This window comes from [Clostridium] polysaccharolyticum, assembly GCF_900111595.1.
Classification (GTDB): domain Bacteria; phylum Bacillota; class Clostridia; order Lachnospirales; family Lachnospiraceae; genus Clostridium_AI; species Clostridium_AI polysaccharolyticum.
The window spans coordinates 95,364-117,023 of sequence record NZ_FOHN01000001.1; the positions used below are offsets into that span (position 1 = coordinate 95,364).

The window sequence follows — 21,660 nt, forward strand, 5'->3', positions numbered from 1 at the left end:
ATGAAAAAAAATATGTTAACGGTTATTGCCATTGCATTAAGTGCAATCAATGTAATTTTGTCTGTGGTGCTTGTATTTGCAGTTGTACCTGCATCTAACAGAACAACAAAGCTGGTGAATCAAGTGGCTTCTATTATCAATTTAGAATTAGAAGCATCAGCTGACGAAGTTTCAGATACAGTCGATCCTGGTAATATTGAAACTTATAAAATTGAATCCAAAATGGCATTCAATATGAAGAGAAGCCTTAACGGTTCCGATCATTTTGCAGCAGTTGATTCTATCACATTATCCATTAACAAAGCTTCAAAGGACTATGAAAAATTAAGCAAGACCATTGAGGCAAATGAAAATTTCATAACGGATATTGTTTCAGAAGTAGTGTCAAGTTATACTTACGACGATGCAATTTCCAGCAAAGAGGAAATGAAGGCTGCAATATTGGAAAAAGTTCAAGAACATTTTAAATCAGAGTTTATTTTTTCTGTTTCTTTAAATAATTTATGTTTTCAGTAATAATTACTAGTCGAAACTTGTGATTTATTACATTTTATAGTATAATAAATGTGGTTTTTCCTTATTAAAGCCACTTAGGATTGCGAGGTGAGAAGGAATGGGCGATGTCTTGTCCCAAAGTGAGATTGATAATTTGCTTGCAGCTTTAAGCAGTGGGGAATTGGATGCTGATGAGATAAAGGATACTGGAGAGAAACAGGTCAAGAACTATGATTTCGCCAGACCTTCTAAATTTTCAAAAGAACATTTGAGAACACTAATTATTATATTCGAGCATTATGGGAGATTATTGTCAACGAATTTGCCTGCTTACCTTCGTAAGAATGTTCAAGTAGAAGTTATGAATGCAGAAGCAATAACGTATTCGGAATTTTCCAATGCGTTATCAAATCCAGTACTTTTAGGTGTAGTTAATTTCACACCTTTGGATGGGAATATCATCATTGAGTTAGATAATGGGTTAGGTTATGCAATTATCGACCGAATGCTCGGTGGCAGTGGGCAGCCAATGGATAAGATAAGGGATTTTTCGGAAATTGAATTAACAATTATTGAAAGAATAATGACTATTTGCACAAATCTTTTGATCGAACCTTGGTCTAGTGTTATTCAGTTAGAGCCAAAACTTGAGCGGATTGAAACAAATTCACAATTTGCTCAGATTATTTCGCCAAGTGAAATGACATCTATTATAACAATTCATATAAAAATTGGATCCGTAGAAGGTCTGATGAATATCTGTATACCATTTGAATGTGTTGAAGCTGTAATAGATAGGTTGAATACGAAGTACTGGTATTCAACAATGAAAGAAAGAGATGATAAAGTCTATCAGGATGTTATCGAAAGCACGATTGAAAAAGCTAAAATCCCAATTCGTGCGGTACTCGGAAAAAGTACAATTTCGTTTAATGATTTTGCAACTATGCAGGTAGGGGATATTATTCGTTTAAATAGAAAAGTAGACGAAGAAATGGATATATTTGTTGGCAATCTCAAAAAGTTTACCGCATTACCTGGAGCATCATCTGATGCTTATGCAGTAAGAATAACATCAATTATAAGGGAGGAATCATAAGGATGGATGGTATGTTATCCCAAGAGGAAATTAATGCTCTATTAAATGGAATCGATGATAGTACCGTTGAATCAACGGAGGATACGCATTCCTCAACTTTAACTGATGAGGAAAAAGATGCGCTTGGTGAGATTTCGAACATCAGCATGGGTTCAGCTGCTACGACGCTGTCTACTCTTGTAAATAGTAAGGTTGTTATTACAACGCCGGTTGTATCATATGCTACGATGGAAGAATTATCAAAAAATTATGATAAACCATGTGTATTTATTCAGATTTCTTATAAAGAAGGTCTGGATGGAAACAATGTTTTAATAATGAAAGAGGCAGACGTAAAAGTTATTACTGACCTGATGATGGGGGGAGACGGTACTAATATTGAAAATGATTTAACCGAACTCCATCTAAGTGCTATTAGTGAAGCAATGAACCAGATGATGGGGGCAGCTGCAACTTCGCTTTCATCTATGCTGGAGAAGAAAGTGGACATTAGTCCACCTTCCGCAAGTCTGATTGACTTAAATGATACGATGGACTCTGAAACAATGTTTTCTTTCTTAGAGAAAGAATTTGTTGTAGTAAAATTTAAAATGGAGATTGAGGGATTAGTTGATAGCCAGATTATGCAGCTTTATCCATTTAATTTTGCCAGAGACATTTATCAGAAATTTATTAGTGAAAGTAATGGAAATGGTCAAAAAGTTACAGAAAATCAGCCAAATCCAGTACAGGCACCGGTTGAACCACAGGCAGCAGCTCAGCCACAGCCACAGGCAGCAGCTCAGCCACAGCCACAGGCAGCAGCTCAGTCACAGCCACAGGCTATGGAACAGAACATGGCCATGAATCAGGGCATGCCAATGAATCAGGGAATGCCAATGCAGATGGGAATGCCATATATGGCAATGAACCAGGGGATGCCAATGCAGATGGGAGGAGATGCTGTCCAGTATACTGCACCAATGCAGAATGTAAATGTTCAGCCAGCCCAATTCCAGACATTTAGTAATAATGTTGCACCAATGATGCAGCAGGAAAACATCGACTTGATTATGGATGTACCTTTAGAGGTAACAGTGGAATTAGGCCGAACAAGTAAATCAATTAAAGAAATATTAGATTTTTCACCAGGAACTATTATTGAATTGGATAAGCTTGCAGGTGAGCCAATCGATGTGCTTGTAAATGGAAAGTTTGTAGCAAAAGGTGAGGTTGTTGTAATCGAGGAGAATTTTGGTATAAGGGTTACAGAGATAATAAAATAAGATGCAATAGATAGGAGAGAAAAATATGGCGAAAAATATTTTAATTTGCGATGATGCAGCATTTATGAGAATGATGATTAAGGATATCCTTACAAAGAATGGTTATAACGTTGCTGGTGAGGCTGAGAATGGCTTAAAGGCTGTTGAAAAATATAATGAATTAAAACCAGACTTAGTAATGATGGATATCACAATGCCTGAAATGGATGGTATTGAGGCATTAAAGAAAATTAAAGCGTCTGATCCAAATGCTACTGTAATTATGTGTTCTGCTATGGGTCAGCAGGCTATGGTTATTGAGTCCATTCAGTCAGGTGCGAAAGACTTTATCGTAAAGCCTTTCCAGGCAGACAGGGTTTTAGAAGCGGTCAAAAAAGTGGTGGGATAATATGTTTCTCTTAGCAGGTTCTAATGGTAATGATTTTTTTGAATTGCTTGGCATTATGTTAATATTTGTACTAATCATTGTGGCATGTTATTATACTACAAAATGGATAGGTAAAACGAACTTAGTGAACAGGTCCGCAAAAAATATTACTGTTTTGGAAACTTATCACAATGCTCCAGGTAAAGTAATCCAAGTAGTTAAGGCTGGTAAAAAGTATATTGTTATCGGCGTGACAAAGGAGCATATGGAAATGCTTACTGAGTTAAGCGAGGATGAGTATGAAGAACAGCAGGTAAGCGAGGCAATTGAGGAATTTAAGTTTCAGGATGTGCTATTGAAGATTAAAAATGAGACATTCGGGAGAAAAAATAAAAAGGACGAAAAGTAAGGAATGATAAAATGAATACTTACTATAAAGTATTTAAAAGACTGCTGGCTCGGATTTTTAGTGTGTTATTAATAATTGGCATAGGGTTTTCTATCCAGTCAATGACGGTGCATGCTACTGTGACAGACGAGATTGAAAAGAGTACTGCATTAGGAGATACAAGAACTCCATTTGAACTGAATATATCCTCTAATGCAGGAAATACCAGTTTGTCAAGTTCATTAGAAATAGTGCTTTTAATTACACTTATATCATTGGCACCATCTCTAATCATAATGTTAACGTCATTTACCCGGATTTTGGTTGTTCTCCACTTTGTACGTTCAGCCATAGGAACACAGACAACTCCACCTAACCAGGTTCTGGTTGGGTTAGCGCTGTTTCTTACTTTTTTTATTATGTCACCTGTCTTTACTAAAATTAATACAGAGGCATTAAAACCGCTTCAGGCAGGAAAAATAACACAGGAACAGGCAATTGAAACAGGCTTAAAGCCGCTTCGGAAATTTATGTTTGAGCAGACACGAAAAGAAGATGTAAAGTTATTTTTAGACATAGCAGATTATTCTGCAGAAGATATTTCAAAAGTGGAAGATATTCCTACTACTGTATTGATTCCGGCATTTATTATTAGTGAACTTCGTGCAGCATTTATAATTGGTTTTATTATTTATCTTCCATTTATTGTTATTGATATGGTTGTTTCATCAACGCTTATGTCAATGGGCATGATGATGCTGCCACCGACTACAATTTCCATGCCATTTAAGGTTCTGTTATTTGTTTTAGTAGATGGATGGAATCTGGTTATTGGCCAGGTTGTAAAAACATTTTATACATAATTACAGATTGGTTGTGATAGGAGGTTATCATGACAGTAGATACCGTCGTTGACATTGCTAGAGAAACCCTTTGGGTCATAGTAAAAGTATCAGCACCCATGTTAGGCATATCGCTTATCGTGGGTCTAATCATTAGTATTTTTCAAACTATAACATCAATTAATGAGCAGACTCTGACATTTTTGCCAAAGTTACTTGCTATATTTACAGTGTTAATTCTGGCAGGTTCGTGGATTTTAAATAGCATTACATCCTATACGACAGAGTTATTTACGAATTTTGCAAGGTATTTAGGTTGATATTATGAATTTGACATTTGAAAAATTAGAGTTTTTCTTTGCGGTTTTAGTTCGGATTAGTGCATTTATCATGGCAGCACCATTTTTTAGCCAGCGGAATATACCTGTCAGGGTAAAAGCTGCGCTGTCGTTTTTTCTGTCTGTTATTGTATTTAATATGACAGAGTATACACCTATAGGGGAAGGATTCTCGACGGGTTATGCTGTTATTATCATAGAAGAAATGCTTATTGGGGCTACGCTTGGGTATACAGCTAATCTTTGTATGTATGTGCTGGATCTTGCAGGAAGATTAATTGATACAGAGATAGGATTTTCTATGGTTAATGTATTAAATCCTGCATCCAATATACAGACTTCGATAACTGGCTCAATGCTCACGTATTTTGTAATGCTTATCATGCTGGTTTCCAGAATGTATTACTTTATCATATCCGCCATTGCAGATACATTTGAGTTCCTTCCTGTAGGGAGAGTTCGGCTGCCATCTAATATTTATCTGGTGGTGGTAAAATTTATTAAGGAATATTTCATATTGGGTTTTCGGATTGTGTTACCTGTATTTGCGACAATATTAGTTGTAAATATTGTATTAGGAGTACTTGCGAAGGTGGCACCGCAAATGAATATGTTCGTAATTGGCATGCAGCTTAAACTGTTAGTAGGTCTTATTGTATTGCTTCTTTTGATAGGAATGCTTCCATCTATTGCAGATTTCATATATTCGGAGATGAAGTATGTGTTAAGCGATATGGTTAAAGTAATGACGCCTAAGTAATTTCTGTTTGTTGTATTTTGAAGGGATAAGTAAAATTGAATAAATATCTGTTATCATATAATCTTCAATTATTTGCGAAAGAAGGAGTAGGTGGAGAAAAGACAGAAGAAGCTACTCCAAAAAAATTGGAAGATGCAAGAAAAAAAGGGCAGGTTGCGAAAAGTACTGATATCGTAGCAGCTTTTGTATTGCTTGCATTTTTTCTTGCATTAAGATTATTTGTGGGCTGGATGGGAAACTCATTTATGAGTGTTTATTACGAACAGTATCATAGCATTGCTGAAATCGTAAAAGATGGTTTTACCATTAATAGAGCAGTTGTTGAACTTCGTGATTCCATGTTAAAAATTTTGCTGATTGGATTACCCATCTTTCTGGTTTCGTATGTGCTAGCAGTTTTTGTGAATATATGGCAAGTTAAATGGAAAATATCGGCGGAGCCGTTAAAGCCAAAATTAAATAAAATCAATCCAATTACTGGATTTAAGAAAATTTTTTCGAAAGAAAAGATCTTTGAATTTATAAAATCCCTTGTGAAACTTTTGATTTTGGGAAGTGTTGTATATTCCAATTTGAAAAAAAAGTGGGGGTATATCCTGCAGTTTTATGATTATACTTTGCAACAGGCATTAAGTGCCATTGGAAGTGTAATCATAGAGATTGGACTGGAAATTAGCATTTGGTTTCTTATTTTATCATTTGCAGATTTGTTTTATCAGAAACGTAAGTTTGCCAAAGAGATGCGAATGACAAAACAGGAAATTAAAGATGAATATAAAAATACAGAAGGTGATCCACAGATTAAGGGTAAGATCAGGCAGAAAATGCGGGAAGTGTCCCGTCAGCGTATGATGCAGGCGGTTCCGGATGCGGATGTTGTTATTACGAACCCGACTCACCTTGCTGTAGCAATTAAGTATGACAAAGACACGAATAGTGCTCCAGTTGTAGTTGCTAAAGGTGCTGATTACGTAGCTGGAAAAATTAAAGAAATTGCGAGAGAAAATGAAGTTGAAATTGTTGAAAATAAGCCGTTAGCTCGTATGATTTACTTTAATGTTGAGTTAGGCGATGAAATTCCACAGGAAATGTATCAGATGGTTGCGGAAGTGCTTGCTTATGTATACCGTCTAAAGAATAAACAATAGGGGAGGAACTGCTCTATGAAAAAAGCGGATTTGGGATTGGGATTATATATTCTTGTTGCGATTGTTTTCTTTATTGTGCCAATGCCATCCACATTACTTGATGTATTATTGGCATTTAACATATCTATAGCAATGATAATCCTGTTTAATGCAATGTTTTCAAAAGAAGCATTGGATATGTCATTTTTCCCAACAATCTTATTATTTACAACAATTTTTCGGATTTCATTGAATGTGTCTTCTACTAAATTGATTTTAGTAAGCGGGAATCCAGGAAATGTAGTAAGGACATTTGGCGGATTCGTTGGTGGAGGTAATCTTGTAACTGGTACGATTGTATTTATTATTTTAGTTTTGATTCAGTTTATGGTCATTAATAAAGGATCTGAAAGGGTGTCAGAAGTAACTGCCCGTTTTACATTGGATGCTATGCCAGGTAAACAGATGGCTATTGATGCGGATTTAAATACAGGGGCGATTACAGATGTAGAAGCACAGCAGAGACGACAGAAAATTCAGGATGAAGCCGGATTTTTCGGAGCTATGGATGGTGCTACAAAGTATGTAAAAGGTGATGCCATAGCTGGCCTGATTATTACAATAATCAACTTTGCTGGTGGTATGGCAATGGGTGTGGTTTATCAAGGAATGCAGCTGCAGGAAGCCTTGGATAAATATACAATTTTGACAATTGGTGATGGTCTTGTCAGTCAGATTCCATCCCTGATGATTTCTCTTTCCACTGGTATTTTAGTAACGAAGGCATCAAAAGAAGCGGACATGAGTGATGCACTTTTGAAACAGCTTTTTTCCATTCCAAAAGTACTTTATATGGTGGGGGGAAGCATGGCATTTTTAGGAATTGTTACACCGCTTAATCCATTTATCTTTATAGCATATGGAGCATGTTTTGCAGCCGCAGGTTATATAATTAGCCAGAAACTTGGCATTGAGGAAATTGAAAATGAAGTGAATGAAGAAGAAGCGGATGCTGAAGAAATCAGAAGACCTGAAAATGTTACGTCACTTCTTCAAGTGGATCCAATTGAACTGGAATTTGGTTATGGAATTATTCCATTAGCGGATGTAAATCAAGGTGGTGATTTGTTAGATCGTGTTGTTATGATTCGTAGGCAGATTGCTCTTGAACTTGGATGCGTTGTTCCAATTATTCGTTTAAGAGACAACATCCAGTTAAATCCAAATCAGTATTTAATTAAAATTAAAGGGGTGCCAGTCAGCGAAGGAGAAATTCTATTTGATCACTATATGGCTATGAATCCTGGATATGTTGAAGAAGAAATAACAGGTATTCCAACATTTGAACCGTCGTTCCATTTGCCAGCTATCTGGATTAATGAGAACCAGAGAGAAAGAGCAGAGACACTAGGATATACAGTAGTGGATCCGCCTTCTATTATTGCAACTCACCTGACGGAAGTAATTCGTACTCATTTAGATGAACTTCTTACAAGACAAGATGTTCAAAACCTGATTAATAATGTTAAAGATGCAAATACAACTTTAGTCGACGAACTGGTACCGAAACTATTAAGTGTCGGTGAGATACAGAAAGTTTTACAGAATTTATTAAATGAAGGAATATCTATTCGAGATTTAATTACTATTTTTGAGACTCTTGCAGATTATGCACCGACAACAAGAGATACGGATGTATTAACGGAATATGCGAGACAAAGTTTGAAGCGTGCAATTTCCAACAAATTCTTTCCACAGAATGAAACAACTAGTGTGGTTACTCTTGATCCGAAAATTGAACAGGACATTATGGATTCTGTTAAACAGACAGAACAGGGAGCGTATTTAACTTTAGATCCAGAAACCTCTCAGAATATCATCAATGCGGTTAATGAAGAAATCGTGAAGCTTCAGAACTTGGGAAAAAATCCAATTATTATTACGTCACCTATTGTAAGAATGTATTTTAAGAAACTGACGGAAGATTATTTTAAAGATCTAGTTGTAATATCATATAATGAAATAGATTCTAATGTAGAATTACAATCAGTTGGGATGGTGACTATATAATGATTATAAAAAAATATGAAGCAGAAACAGAAAAGGAAGCAATTTTATTGGCAAAGAGTGAATTAGGAAAAGATGCAATTGTCATGAATATAAAAACGGTGAAGCCGAAAGGAATCTACCGTTTTTTTCGCAAATCTACGGTTGAGATAACGGCAGCAGTTGATGAAAATGGCAAGAAAGCAGAGGAAAAGAAGGAGCAGACTGTTTTAACTAAAGGTTTTGGGCTGACTCAGGGTGAAACAGAAAAAGAAACCGACGAGGCTGGTTTCCGTCTGGAAATAAAAGAAACGGCAATTGAGAAAAGGTTAGATAATTTACAGGATTTACTTGAAAAACAGTTAAGTACCCAGAATGTGGAAGAAGACAAGCAGGAAGAACTTACCCAGAATGAAGAGTATCTGCTTCTTATTTTTAATCAGCTTGTAGAAAATGAAGTTGATGAAATCTATGCAAAACAGATTATTGACGAAATTAAAAAGTCACTGAAAAAGGATGCACCTGTTGATCATATTCTGACCAATGTTTATCAGAAACTTGTATTAAAACTTGGAGAACCTAAATTTATAGACTTGCAGAATAAAGAAAAAAAGTTTATATTTTTTATAGGACCAACAGGAGTTGGAAAGACAACAACAATTGCAAAAATTGCTTCGAATTTAAAATTGAAGGAAAATGCAAAAACTGCGCTTATAACTTCGGATACTTACCGTATTGCAGCTGTTGAACAGCTAAGGACGTATGCTAGTATTTTAGATATTCCGCTTAGTGTTGTTTATACAAAAGAGGAACTTGAACAAGAGAAGGACAAGTATCAGGATTATGATGTTGTTCTGATTGATACGGCAGGACGTTCGCATCGAAATGAAGAACAGAAAAAGGATTTGTTAGAACTGATTGATACTGTAGATGAGGAGTGCAGAGAAGTATTTCTTGTGCTAAGTGCTACTACTAAGTATAAGGATTTGATCCGGATTACAGAGACTTATCGTATCATTGATGATTTTGGGATTATTTTTACTAAACTAGATGAAACAACTTGTATTGGAAATATCCTTAATGTGAAACTAATGACCAATGCACCGCTTTCGTATACTACTTGGGGACAGAATGTTCCAGATGATTTTGGCTGCATGGATGCACAAAGTATTGCGAAAAAGCTGTTAGGAGGAAACCGCTAATGGATCAAGCTACGAGTCTTAGAAATCTGGTAAGAGGTCATGAAGTACGGAAGAATGTAGCAACTGTGATTACCGTTACTAGTGGAAAAGGCGGTGTCGGAAAGTCAAATATGTCTGTGAATTTGGCCATACAGCTTCAGAATTTGGGAAAAAGGGTTATTATTCTGGATGCAGATTTTGGCTTGGCAAATGTTGAGGTAATGTTTGGAATCCGTCCGAAATATAGTCTTGCAGATCTGATGTTTAAGAACAAAGGGTTAAGAGAAATTATCTGTTCAGGTCCAAGAGGAATTGGTGTTATTTCAGGAGGGTCTGGAATACAGGAAATGGCGAATCTTACAAAGTACCAGATTGGTAATTTAACTTCAAAGCTATATGAACTGGATGATCTGGCGGATGTAATCATTATTGATACAGGAGCAGGAATTTCAGATGCAGTTTTGGAATTTGTAACACATAGTACCCAAGTTGTACTTGTTGCAACACCGGAACCTACATCCATCACAGATGCTTATGCATTGCTGAAATCAGTAAATAAAAGAGAGGATTTTGATAAAGCCAAATCAATTCAGATGATAACTAACCGGGTAGGCTCTACAAAAGAAGGAAAAGAGTTATTTGGAAAATTGGAAGTAGTGGTGAAGCGTTTTCTGGATGTGAGTATTGAATTCTTAGGGGCGGTTCCACAAGATGCGAACGTGTCAAAAGCAGTTATGCGTCAAGTACCTTTTTCCATTGCTTATCCTAATACACAGGCAACAGCAGCAGTATATGATATTGCCAATAAGCTCCTAGGCAATTCGGTACATGTGCAGAAGGACAAAAAAGGCATTGCATATCTATTTTCGAAGCTTATGCATAAATAGAGAGAAAGAGAATAATAGAGGGGAGAAAGCGTATGCTTAATGATATTGCTCAAATAGGAGATAGAATACATATAATTTTTATTGATGGGGAAGAAAAGAGAGAGAGAGAGGTCTGTCTAAACAGCAGGTTAGCTGAAATAATGGGGACAAATATAATAAAAGCTCCTATGCCTATTGTAAATGGAAAATATGTAGTTCTAGATTCGCTAAGACCCTATAATTTGGAATTTATAACGAAAAAGGGCATGTTTGAATGCCATGCCAGAATTATTCGGCATTTTAAAGAAAAGGCAAAATTTTTTGCTGTTTTTGAACTGACGTCAGAACTGGAAAAGATACAGCGAAGGGAATATTACCGGCTGCAATGTGTATTTGATATTAAATACAAACGTTCCATGGAGGGAAATATATACGAAAAGGATGATAAAGAGAAAGTCAGGAGAGTTGTTTACAAAGTGGGAGATGAGGAGAAAGAGCTGGTTTATGAGAAAAAGCAGGCTCCCTGGCATTCCGCTATTGTAACCAATATAAGTGGAGGTGGTGTACGCTTCAATTCAAGAGAAGCTTTGAGAAAAGGTGAAAATGTGTTACTGCAAATGCACCTAAAATTTGACGATGGCGAAGAAGAGTTTGAAGTGCCGGCCAAAGTCATTTTCTCGGGGGAAGTACAAGAACGATCTGATATTTTTGAAGCTCGAGTACAGTTTAGGGATATAACTCATCGAGAAAGAGAGTCCATTATCCGTTTTGTATTTGATGAAGAAAGAAGAATCAGACGTAGAAAAAAAGGATTGGTATAATTTGAAAAAAAATATTTTGATAATAGATGACTCTGCACTTATGAGAAGAGTGCTATCTGATATAATAAATAGTGTTTCAGATTATCAAGTTACTGGATTAGCAGTAAATGGATTAGAAGGACTTGACTGTCTGATTAAGAATTCCTATGATGCTGTGGTTCTGGACATTAATATGCCTAAGATGAATGGCCTGGAACTGATGGAGCAGATTAAGAAACACAGAATTAGAACGAATGTGGTCATTGTAAGCACAGTTGCCAAGGAGGGTGCTTATGAGACGATTCGTGCTTTGGAACTAGGAGCATTCGACTTTGTTACAAAGCCAGAAAGCTTCTATGAAACAAAATCAGACTCTTTTCGTGCAAAGTTATTACAAACAATTCACTACGCTACTCGCAGCACTAAACTGGAAAAAAATAATGATTTCAGTAACTCTATACATAAAAACAGAACAGATAGGGCATCAGATACAGTTCTCGAAAGAAAGACTAAAGAAGTCCGTAAGCCAAAACGTTCCCCTGTTAAGAATAATAAGCTGATTGCATTAGCTTGTTCAACTGGAGGACCAAAGGCATTACAGTCTGTTATACCGCAATTGCCCAAAAACTTAAATGCGCCTCTTCTTATTGTTCAGCATATGCCAGCAGGTTTTACACGTTCTTTGGCAGAGAGGCTAGATGAATTAAGTGAACTGGAAGTAAAAGAAGCAGAGGCTGGAGATGTTCTGGAAAAAGGAAAAGTTTATATTGCAAAGGGTGGCAATCATATGAGAATACAGCATCAGGGCAGCAGGGCAATAATTTCATTAGATAATGATCCGCCAAGAAGCGGATTAAGGCCATGTGCAGATTTTATGTATGATTCTTTGTGTGATTCTGCTTATGATGAAATCGTATGTGTTGTTTTAACAGGTATGGGCAGCGATGGAACAAAAGGGATATCAAAACTAAACGAAACCAAAAATATTTATGTAATAGCACAGGACATGGAAACATCAACTGTCTACGGGATGCCAAAGGCAATTGCCAAAGCTGGAATTGTTGATGAAGTATTGCCATTGGAAGAGATAAAAACAGCTATTACAAATTACGTGGGGGTGCAATAGAATGGATGTAAGCCAATATTTAGAGATTTTTATTGATGAAACAACAGAACATTTGCAAAGTTTGAATGAGCAGCTTTTAATTCTTGAAAAGGAACCTGACAATACGGATACAATTAATGAAATTTTTCGTGCCGCCCATTCATTAAAGGGTATGGCTGGTACCATGGGATACAAGCGTATGCAGCGCTTGACCCATGACATGGAAAATGTATTTTCAGAAATACGAAATGGCAAGATGAATGTAACTGCTTATCTGGTCGATACGTTATTCCAAGGCTTAGATGCACTTGAATCTTATTTAGCATGCATTCAGGAAACTGCTGATGAAGGAACAGAAGAACATCAGGATATTATTGATGCATTGAACAGTGTGTTAGCGGAAGGCCTTGGTGCAGAAAAGAAAGAAGAATCCAAAACAGAAAATTCCAATGTTGAAAAAGAAGCAGAGCCAGCTGGAGAAACTAAGTCATTAACCAAATATAAGGAATTAACTTTTGCTGATTATGAAAGACATGCCATGACAAAAGCAGTGCAGGAAGGCCAGAATGTTTTCGGCTTAACAGTTGAAATAGCAGAAAGCTGTCTGTTAAAAGCAGCACGTGCATTTCTTGTGTTTAAGGCATTAGAAGAAATCGGTGAAATTATTAAGTCTGTACCGGATGTACAGGATATTGAAGATGAGAAGTTTGAGTTGGATTTCAGCTTAATACTGTTGACCCGTAAGAGTATGGATGAGGTAAAACAGGCAGTTATGGCAGTATCTGAAATCAAAGATCTAGGCATCGGAAAAGTAGAGTTTGAAGCAGTTGAGGAAACTGTTTTAGAGAATAAGACAGTAGCAAAAGAAACATCTAAGGCTGTTAAGAAAACAGACAGTAAGAAAGAGAAGCCGGCAGGAGCCCAGGGCAAACAGGCAGGCAAGCCGGTCGTGAACCGTTCTGTACGTGTTGATATTGAAAAACTGGATGTATTAATGAATTTAGTAAGTGAGCTTATTATTGCGAAAAACGGTTTAGTTTCCATTGGCTCATCTGAAGGAGATAATCGTAATGATGCAAGCTTTAACGAGCAGATTGAATACTTAGAAAGAGTGACAACGAACTTACATGAATCTGTTATGAAAGTTCGTATGATGCCGATTGAGAGTGTAGTAAACAAATTCCCACGTATGATTCGTGACTTAAACAAGAAGCTGAATAAGAAAATGGAATTATACATGACAGGTGAGGATACAGAGTTAGACCGTACGGTTATTGATGAAATCGGAGATCCTTTGATGCACTTGCTTAGAAATGCTGCGGATCATGGACTTGAAAGCAACGAAGAACGTGTTGCTATGGGAAAACCAGAGGTAGGTTCTATTTTCTTAAATGCTTATCAGGACGGTAACAACGTTGTGATTGAAGTACGAGATGATGGTGGCGGAATCAATGTTGAAAAAGTTAAAAATAAAGCCATTGAAAAAGGCACAATTACGCCAGAACAGGCAGAGACAATGACAGATCAGGATGTAATTGATTTATTATTCCGTCCAAGCTTCTCAACAGCAGAAAAGATTTCTGATGTATCAGGAAGAGGAGTTGGCCTTGATGTTGTTAAAAACAAAATTGAAGGCCTTGGTGGAGACATTGAATGCAGAACCGTATTAGGGGAAGGAAGTAACTTTATTATCCGTTTGCCATTAACATTAGCTATTATTCAGGCATTAATGGTAGAATTAAGCAATGAGAAGTATGCAATTGCATTGGGAAGCATTCAGACAATTGAAGATATTCCTGTAAATGAAATTAAATATGTACAGCAGAGGGAAGTTATTAATTTACGTGACAAAGTAATACCATTGATTCGCCTTCGAAATGTTCTTGATGTTGAACCAGCTGAGACTGAACCAGAGAGCCTGACAGTTGTAATTGTAGCAAAAGGAGATAAACTGGCTGGCCTTGTTGTAGATAACTTGATTGGACAGCAGGAAATCGTTATTAAGTCTATTGGCAAGTATATTAATAATAATAAGATTATCAGTGGTGCAACGATTCTTGGTGATGGTGAAGTTGCATTAATTATTGATGCAAATGCATTAGTTTAGGAGGTGGCTTTTTATGGATACAAATAAAGTTAATACTGCTGAAGGGAAACAGTATATTGTTGTCAGGCTAGGCTCAGAACAGTATGGCATTGATATAAAATATGTTGATAATATTGTCAGAATGCAAAGAATCACTCGTGTGCCCAAAGCGCAGAAATACTTTAAAGGTGTAATTAACCTTCGCGGTGAAATTATTCCGGTTATGAGTCTTCGTTTGAAATTTGGCCTGGAAGATGATGAGTATACGAATGCAACAAGAATAATTATTATCAAATTAGAGGCGCAATATGCAGTAGGCATTATCGTAGACGAAGTAAAAGAAGTTGTTACGTTAGAAGAGAGCAGCATTGAAAAGCCAAATTACGATAATAATGATGACAAAGCAGTATACTTAAACGGTATTGGCAAGCATGGAGACAGCTTGATTTCTCTGTTAAATATTTCAGGTGTGATTGTGGAAAAGGAAGCTCAATAAAGAGGTGGAATAGTGTCTAAATTAGATTTGGAACATATGGGGTCGATGGAATATGATGTTCTTCGTGAAATAGGAAATATAGGTGCTGGTAATGCGACTACTGCATTATCGCAAATGGTAAATTTAAAGATCGACATGAAAGTACCTAAAGTAGAATTGCTGGAGTTTAAAGAGTTATCAGACATTGTAGGTGGTGCTGAAAGTCTTGTTGTAGGAATTTTACTGACACTAGAAGGCGATATTGATGGCATGATGATGTTTATGATGGATAAATGTTCGGCAAGGCATATTGTAAATCTTCTTATGAATTTGGATTTGGAAGAACTGGAAGTTGAGGATTTTTCAGAGATGGATTTATCAGCTTTGCAAGAGATTGGGAATATTATTGCAGGTGCTTATTTATCTTCGTTATCACAGTTGACGAATATGACTATCATGTCTTCTGTTCCTTACTTGTCAATTGATATGGCTGGTGCTATTTTAAGTGTGCCTGCGATTGAATTTGGAAAGGTTGGAGACAAAGCTTTGCTGATCCAAAGTCAATTTGGTGAAAAGGAAAAAGAAGTGAATGGCTACTTTATCTTAATACCGTCGATGAACTCTTATGAAAAAATAATGTCGTCATTAGGATTATAGGAGAGAGTTATGAAAAAAATGATTAGGGTAGGTATGGCGGACCTTAATATATGTACAGCTCCAAATGCAATTACGACACTAGGTCTTGGGTCATGTGTAGGAATTGTCCTATATGACCCAAGTAAAAAAATGGCAGGGCTGGCACATATCATGCTACCTGATAGTACTAAGATAAAGATGAATGAAAATAAAGCAAAATTTGCAGATACAGGCATAGAGTTGCTTTTACAGGAACTTGAAAAAGCAGGTGCAAACCGGCGGAATTTACTAGCTAAGATTGCAGGTGGTTCACAGATGTTTGCATTCCGTTCCAATAATGACATGTTAAGGATTGGAGAACGTAATGTAGAAGCCACGAAGGAAAAGCTAAAACAGCTAGGAATTCGTATAGTGGCAGAAGATACCGGTCGCAACTATGGAAGAACAATAGAGTTTTATCCTGAGACAAATGAACTGATAATTAAAGCAGTAGGAAAACAAATTCGGGTGATTTAGTTTGAAATATGCGAGACAGGAGTTCAGATTATGAAAACAAGATATATTCCAGCAGGAGTTATGCTGACTGCAGGTATTGTCACGTGTGTAGTCAGTATTGTACAGAAGCAGGAAGTCATAAGAAGTCTGGTTACTTTGCTGACTGTTCTGATTCTCTTCTATATTATTGGTCTTATTGCAAAATTCTTTATTGACCGAATATTAAAGGATTTAAAGAAAACAGAAAATAATGATGCTGTAGAAGCTGATGATATTGCAGAAGAAGCTGAGGATAGTGAGAATATATCATCAGATGTTGAAAATAGTTCCGACAGCCATGGCAAAAATAGACTATAATTGTTATAGGAGGGTATCATGACCGAAGAGGAAAGATTAAAATTGTGGGAGCAGTATTCCAAAACAAAAGATACAAATATTAGGGAACAATTAATCATAGAATATGCTGGACTTGTAAAAATTGTTGCTGGCCGGCTTAATATGTATCTTGGCTATGCCGTAGAACAGGACGATTTAGTTGGATACGGCACATTTGGCCTTATAGATGCAATTGATAAATTTGATTGCTTAAAAGGAATAAAGTTTGAAACTTATGCTAGTCTTCGAATCAGAGGTTCCATTTTGGATCAGATTAGGAAAATGGATTGGATTCCTCGTACACTCAGACAAAAACAAAAAAAGATAAATCAGGCAATGCAGAAGCTAGAGACATATAATGGGCGAAGAGTTACAGACGAAGAAATTGCTAATGAACTGGAAATTACAGTTGAAGAATATGAAAAATGGCAAAGCCAGATGAAGGTAACAAATCTTGTTTCATTGGATGAGTTTTTGGAACAGGGTTCTGAGATACAGCAGCCAAGTAATTCCAGTTCACATTTCGAGCAGCCGGAAAAGGTGCTTGAAAAGCAGGAAGTGAAACAGATTTTGTTAGAAGTATTAGAGACATTGACCGAAAATGAAAGAAAAGTAATTACACTGTATTACTTTGAAGAACTTACATTAAAGGAAATTAGCTATATACTGGAGGTTTCAGAATCGCGTATCTCTCAGCTGCATACGAAAGCACTGCAGAAGATGAAAAAGAAGTTGGGAAATATTGAATTTTTTTAGAAAGACAAGAAAGCAAGTTAGCAGGTGAAGGTATGAATAGTATAAATGGTTATTTTCAAGTTGTGCCTAAAGAGGATGGTACATATTTAAAAATGTTTCCACCAGTAAATGGCGGAGAACAGATTCAAACAGATGAATTGAAGAAATATCTGGATAACTGTGGAGTGAAGGAATATGATCTTCATGAAGTTATGAATTACTTGTGTAGCAATGAAGTTCATGAAGTAAAAATTTCAGCAAAAGTCTGCTGGGCTATTTTAGAACGTATGGAACTTTTATATGACAAAAGCCGCAGAGTGGGTGTAGTTAGATTCTACCCGCCTTCAGCGAATGGGAAAAACCTGAATAAGAAAGAAATTCTCGATGAACTAAAACAGAAAGGTGTTGTACACGGTATTGTTGAAGAAAGCATCGATCAGTATTTACGTCATCGAGTTTATTGTACAAATATAGTTGTTGCAAGAGCTACTTTGCCAGTAGAGGGAAAGGATGCAAAAATAGAATATTTTTTTAACACAGAAATTACATCAAAGCCAAAATTAAATGAAGATGGAAGTGTGGATTTTCATAGACTGGATAACATGAGCAAGGTAAAGGAAGGGGAACTGCTTGCCAGGCTTACAGTAGCTGACAGAGGAACTCCAGGTACTGATATTATGGGGGGGACTATTTCACCAAAACGTGTGAAAGCAAAAATCCTGAAAAAGACCCAGTATACGATTCTGTCAGATGACGGTTTGGAACTGTTCAGTGCTGTATCAGGCCATGTTACATTGGTAGATGACAAAGTGTTTGTTTCTGATGTTTATGAAGTTCCTGCAGATGTAGATGCTTCAACGGGAGATATTGATTACGATGGCAATGTTCTGGTTAGAGGAAATGTAAGGACTGGTTATATAGTCAGGGCAAAAGGCAATATTGTAGTAAACGGTGTAGTAGAAGGTGCTACTCTGGTTGCTGATGGTGAAATTGTATTAAAACGAGGCATTCAAGGAATGAATCGAGGCATTTTACAGGCAAATGGAAATATTGTTACAAAGTTTATTGAGAATTCTACTGTAAAATCAGGAGGAACGATTTCAACCGAAGCTATTCTGCATAGCAGTATTGAGGCAAAGAATGAGATAATAGTTGGAGGAAAAAGAGGCTTAGTAACAGGTGGAGAATTAAAAGCAGGTTCTAAGATTTCCTTGAAAGTAGCAGGTTCCACTATGGGAACTGCAACAGTGCTTGAAGTAGGGATTGATCCAGCTATCAGTGAACGTTACCGTGAAGTAGAAAAGCGTATTGATGATTTGAAAAGAGAACAGACACAGTTAGAGCAGGCTTTTCAATTACTGAAAAAGAAGGTAATGCAAGGTGCAAAATTGCCAGCGGATAAAATTATGTTTATTAAATCCATTCCTTCCAAAATAAAAGCGGATGAAACAGAAATGGAGTATTTATTGGACGAGTATCTTGCATTAAAGGAAGTTTTGGATGAAATGAACAAAGGTACAATCGAAGTGCAGAACATGATTTATCCTGGAGTAAAATTATTGATTTCCAACTTAGCTTATTTTATACGGACGGAGGAACATCATTGCAGGTATTTAAAGGTTGATGGAGAAGTGAAGAGCGTTTATTTATAATTTAAGAAAGAAGGAATTATATGCCGATTAATCCTATAGATGTGTTTACTATGCCTCCAAAATCACAGGAGACTTCCCATTTGCAAAAAAACAGTCTGGATCGTGCAGTGAATGGGGAACATGTAGCCAGTCAGCAGTTTCAAGATAAGGTAAACCGGAATATGCAGAAAACAGTCCATGCAAAAGACAAAGAAGAAAATGGGTTTCGGTTTGATGCAAAGGAAAAAGGGCAGAATGAATATCAGGATAACCGGAGGCGCAGGAATGGAAAAACAGCACCAGAGGAACCAAAGACTAGGCTTCCTAGAATGAACGGAAGCTCATTCGACATTTCTATTTAGCCAAAGGACAAAATTAGAAATATTGGAGTAAAAAGATGCAGGGATTTTATATTGTATTAATTATTCTGGGGATCATTTGCGTGATCCTCAGCTTTATGTTAGCAGAAAGACTGGAAGGCAGAAGCAGTGAAAATGAATTTCACATTTCAGAAGATATGTTTAATCTCTTTATAAAAAAGAATGAAGAAAGTCTGGAAAGTGCTTTGAGGGCACATGCAGATACGATAAAAGAGGACACATTAGAAGACGTGAAAAAGGAATTAAACCGTATGGCCAATGAAAAAATAATGGCGGTAGATGAGTTTTCTGACAGTGTGCTTGAGAAAATAAACCAGAATCATTCAGAAGTTATTTTCCTATATAACATGTTAAATGAAAAGGAAAGAGAGCTGAAAGAACTAGTGGCTGATGTAAACAAGGCGGCTAATAAAGGTGTTGCAAAGAGTGAAAGTCCATCAGAAAATGCAGGGGGCAAAGAGACGAAGAAAGCCCGCAAGGCCAGCAACAGAGAAAAAAATAATATGAAACCCGCTAGTCAGGGACAGGTGGAGAAAGCAGATAAGCTAGTGCTTTCTGAGGAAGAGAAAAAGTCTGAGGCTGATTCCAGAGAGGAAGTTTTAAGACTGTACCAGCAGGGGCTTTCGGCTACTGAGATTGCCAGACAGCTGCAGATGGGCCAAGGAGAAATCAAGCTGATTATAGATTTGTATCAAGGAGCAAGATAATGAAAGTAAAGTATTTTTTAAGAGGATTAGGAATCGGAATTCTTGTTACCACTTTGCTTTTATTTGCAGGTACAAGAAAAAATGAAAATGCAAAACTGACAGATAAACAGATAATTGAGCGTGCTAAGGAACTGGGCATGCTAACCAAAGATGAAGTAAGTGATTATAAAATGGATAAGAATCTTGAAGATATTAAAACATCGTTAAGTGATATAAGCAGTCCGGCACCTTCCAAGAAGGCAGAGGTTAAACAAGATAAGGCATTGAAAAGAGAAACCTCAGACAGTACAAAGAGTCCTGATCCATCAAAGAAAGCAGAGAAAGAGAACAGGCATATGGCTTCTGTAAAAATTGAAACTGGCATGACTTCACAGTCTGTTGCCAGATACTTGTATCAGGTAAATGTGATAGGAAATGCTTCTGATTTTAATGAGTATATGAAGGAGCATAATGTCAGCCAGAAAATACGTGCAGGAGAGTATGAGATCCCTACGGATGCCACCTATGCAGAAATTGTTGAAATCATTACTTAATCGAAAATAGGACTTGCTTTTCATTTGGTGTTATAGTATAATTTCTAATTGTGAGAAAATTACACGTGTGTGGATTTTTATGCCTGTGCCCTTGCGGTTGCATAAGAATAGGAAACATGCGGAAGTATAACAAAATGGAGGTATAACGATGAGCGTTATTTCAATGAAACAATTATTGGAAGCTGGTGTACATTTTGGACATCAGACAAGAAGATGGAACCCTAAGATGGCTCCTTACATTTACACAGAAAGAAATGGTATCTACATTATTGATTTACAGAAATCTGTAGGTAAAGTTGATGAAGCTTACAATGCTATCAAGGATATCGTTGCGGATGGCGGTACTGTACTTTTCGTTGGTACGAAAAAACAGGCTCAGGATTCTGTTAAGTCTGAAGCTGAAAGATGTGGAATGTACTACGTTAACGAAAGATGGTTAGGTGGTATGTTAACAAACTTCAAAACGATCCAGGGTAGAATCAATAGATTAAAACAAATCGAAACAATGTCTGAAGATGGTACATTTGATGTATTGCCTAAGAAAGAAGTTATCGAATTAAAGAAAGAATGGGCTAAGCTTGAAAAGAACCTTGGCGGCATTAAAAACATGAAGAAGATCCCAGATGCTATTTTCGTTGTTGATCCTAAGAAAGAAAGAATCTGTATCCAGGAAGCACACTCTTTAGGAATTCCTCTAATCGGTATCGCTGATACAAACTGTGATCCAGAAGAATTAGACTATGTAATCCCAGGTAACGATGATGCTATCCGTGCGGTAAAATTAATCGTTGCTAAAATGGCTGACGCTGTTATCGAAGCAAATCAGGGTTCATCTATGGATGGAGCTGACGTTGCTGCTGCTGAAACAGCAGAAGAAACTGCAGAATAATTTCTAAACATTCGAGTATACAGTATTTGAATAAAGAAT

At 36.7% G+C, this 21,660-nt stretch carries 25 protein-coding genes; all 25 read left to right on the forward strand.

From position 1 onward, the window contains the following. The 25 genes from BMY85_RS00435 (at position 1) to rpsB (ending at position 21,621) form a co-directional block, all read left to right on the forward strand. Positions 1-516, forward strand: a complete 516-nt coding sequence (locus BMY85_RS00435; protein ID WP_092474854.1) for a flagellar basal body-associated FliL family protein — start codon at positions 1-3, stop codon at positions 514-516. 97 nt (positions 517-613) lie between these two features. Further along, the gene (gene fliM / locus BMY85_RS00440; protein WP_092474857.1) at positions 614-1,594 is read left to right on the forward strand and encodes a flagellar motor switch protein FliM; all 981 of its coding nucleotides are present in this window, start codon (positions 614-616) and stop codon (positions 1,592-1,594) included. 2 nt (positions 1,595-1,596) lie between these two features. Next, positions 1,597-2,859 carry a flagellar motor switch phosphatase FliY gene (fliY, locus tag BMY85_RS00445; RefSeq protein WP_092474862.1) on the forward strand — a complete coding sequence of 421 codons (1,263 nt, stop codon included), beginning with the start codon at positions 1,597-1,599 and terminating at the stop codon, positions 2,857-2,859. 25 nt (positions 2,860-2,884) lie between these two features. Next, on the forward strand, positions 2,885-3,247 hold the full coding sequence (locus tag BMY85_RS00450) for a response regulator (protein ID WP_092474865.1): 363 nt from the start codon (positions 2,885-2,887) through the stop codon (positions 3,245-3,247). A gap of 1 nt (position 3,248) precedes the next feature. Beyond that, positions 3,249-3,635, forward strand: a complete 387-nt coding sequence (locus BMY85_RS00455; protein WP_092474868.1) for a flagellar biosynthetic protein FliO — start codon at positions 3,249-3,251, stop codon at positions 3,633-3,635. Between the two features lie 11 nt (positions 3,636-3,646). Continuing rightward, positions 3,647-4,477, forward strand: coding sequence for a flagellar type III secretion system pore protein FliP (gene fliP, locus BMY85_RS00460; protein ID WP_092474871.1), 831 nt, complete (start codon positions 3,647-3,649; stop codon positions 4,475-4,477). 29 nt (positions 4,478-4,506) lie between these two features. Next, the gene (gene fliQ / locus BMY85_RS00465; protein WP_092474873.1) at positions 4,507-4,776 is read left to right on the forward strand and encodes a flagellar biosynthesis protein FliQ; all 270 of its coding nucleotides are present in this window, start codon (positions 4,507-4,509) and stop codon (positions 4,774-4,776) included. 4 nt (positions 4,777-4,780) lie between these two features. Continuing rightward, positions 4,781-5,554 (forward strand): flagellar biosynthetic protein FliR, encoded by a 774-nt coding sequence (fliR, locus tag BMY85_RS00470; protein WP_092474876.1) that lies wholly within the window; start codon positions 4,781-4,783, stop codon positions 5,552-5,554. A gap of 35 nt (positions 5,555-5,589) precedes the next feature. Further along, positions 5,590-6,702 carry a flagellar biosynthesis protein FlhB gene (gene flhB / locus BMY85_RS00475; RefSeq protein ID WP_242939641.1) on the forward strand — a complete coding sequence of 371 codons (1,113 nt, stop codon included), beginning with the start codon at positions 5,590-5,592 and terminating at the stop codon, positions 6,700-6,702. Positions 6,703-6,717: 15 nt separating this feature from the next. Further along, positions 6,718-8,751 carry a flagellar biosynthesis protein FlhA gene (flhA, locus tag BMY85_RS00480; RefSeq protein ID WP_092474878.1) on the forward strand — a complete coding sequence of 678 codons (2,034 nt, stop codon included), beginning with the start codon at positions 6,718-6,720 and terminating at the stop codon, positions 8,749-8,751. After that, a complete protein-coding gene (flhF, locus tag BMY85_RS00485) occupies positions 8,751-9,929 on the forward strand; it encodes a flagellar biosynthesis protein FlhF (RefSeq protein WP_092474881.1) in 1,179 nt (392 codons plus the stop codon). The genes flhA and flhF overlap by 1 nt, the downstream gene beginning before the upstream one ends. Continuing rightward, positions 9,929-10,795 carry a MinD/ParA family protein gene (locus BMY85_RS00490; protein ID WP_092474884.1) on the forward strand — a complete coding sequence of 289 codons (867 nt, stop codon included), beginning with the start codon at positions 9,929-9,931 and terminating at the stop codon, positions 10,793-10,795. Before flhF ends, BMY85_RS00490 begins: the two co-directional genes overlap by 1 nt. Before the next feature lie 32 nt (positions 10,796-10,827). Continuing rightward, positions 10,828-11,595 (forward strand): flagellar brake protein, encoded by a 768-nt coding sequence (locus tag BMY85_RS00495; RefSeq protein ID WP_092474885.1) that lies wholly within the window; start codon positions 10,828-10,830, stop codon positions 11,593-11,595. 1 nt (position 11,596) lies between these two features. Then, a complete protein-coding gene (locus BMY85_RS00500; protein ID WP_092475256.1) occupies positions 11,597-12,700 on the forward strand; it encodes a protein-glutamate methylesterase/protein-glutamine glutaminase in 1,104 nt (367 codons plus the stop codon). A gap of 1 nt (position 12,701) precedes the next feature. After that, positions 12,702-14,786, forward strand: coding sequence for a chemotaxis protein CheA (locus BMY85_RS00505; protein ID WP_092474888.1), 2,085 nt, complete (start codon positions 12,702-12,704; stop codon positions 14,784-14,786). A gap of 13 nt (positions 14,787-14,799) precedes the next feature. After that, entirely contained in the window at positions 14,800-15,261 is a 462-nt protein-coding gene (locus BMY85_RS00510) for a chemotaxis protein CheW (RefSeq protein WP_092474890.1), read from the forward strand. Between the two features lie 12 nt (positions 15,262-15,273). Continuing rightward, positions 15,274-15,897 carry a chemotaxis protein CheC gene (locus BMY85_RS00515; protein ID WP_242939642.1) on the forward strand — a complete coding sequence of 208 codons (624 nt, stop codon included), beginning with the start codon at positions 15,274-15,276 and terminating at the stop codon, positions 15,895-15,897. A gap of 9 nt (positions 15,898-15,906) precedes the next feature. Further along, positions 15,907-16,392, forward strand: coding sequence for a chemotaxis protein CheD (locus tag BMY85_RS00520; RefSeq protein WP_092474893.1), 486 nt, complete (start codon positions 15,907-15,909; stop codon positions 16,390-16,392). Between the two features lie 30 nt (positions 16,393-16,422). Continuing rightward, positions 16,423-16,728, forward strand: a complete 306-nt coding sequence (locus BMY85_RS00525; RefSeq protein ID WP_092474896.1) for a hypothetical protein — start codon at positions 16,423-16,425, stop codon at positions 16,726-16,728. A gap of 18 nt (positions 16,729-16,746) precedes the next feature. Then, positions 16,747-17,502 (forward strand): FliA/WhiG family RNA polymerase sigma factor, encoded by a 756-nt coding sequence (locus tag BMY85_RS00530; protein ID WP_092474899.1) that lies wholly within the window; start codon positions 16,747-16,749, stop codon positions 17,500-17,502. A gap of 32 nt (positions 17,503-17,534) precedes the next feature. Next, positions 17,535-19,133 (forward strand): DUF342 domain-containing protein, encoded by a 1,599-nt coding sequence (locus tag BMY85_RS00535; RefSeq protein ID WP_092474901.1) that lies wholly within the window; start codon positions 17,535-17,537, stop codon positions 19,131-19,133. A 20-nt stretch (positions 19,134-19,153) separates the two neighbouring features. Beyond that, on the forward strand, positions 19,154-19,474 hold the full coding sequence (locus BMY85_RS00540; RefSeq protein WP_092474902.1) for a hypothetical protein: 321 nt from the start codon (positions 19,154-19,156) through the stop codon (positions 19,472-19,474). A gap of 35 nt (positions 19,475-19,509) precedes the next feature. Further along, positions 19,510-20,199, forward strand: a complete 690-nt coding sequence (locus BMY85_RS00545) for a DUF6115 domain-containing protein (RefSeq protein ID WP_092474905.1) — start codon at positions 19,510-19,512, stop codon at positions 20,197-20,199. Continuing rightward, positions 20,199-20,732 carry an MltG/YceG/YrrL family protein gene (locus tag BMY85_RS00550; protein WP_092474914.1) on the forward strand — a complete coding sequence of 178 codons (534 nt, stop codon included), beginning with the start codon at positions 20,199-20,201 and terminating at the stop codon, positions 20,730-20,732. The genes BMY85_RS00545 and BMY85_RS00550 overlap by 1 nt, the downstream gene beginning before the upstream one ends. A 148-nt stretch (positions 20,733-20,880) precedes the next feature. Next, complete coding sequence (rpsB, locus tag BMY85_RS00555) at positions 20,881-21,621, forward strand: 30S ribosomal protein S2 (protein WP_092474917.1); 741 nt, start codon at positions 20,881-20,883, stop codon at positions 21,619-21,621. Positions 21,622-21,660 lie beyond the last annotated feature (39 nt).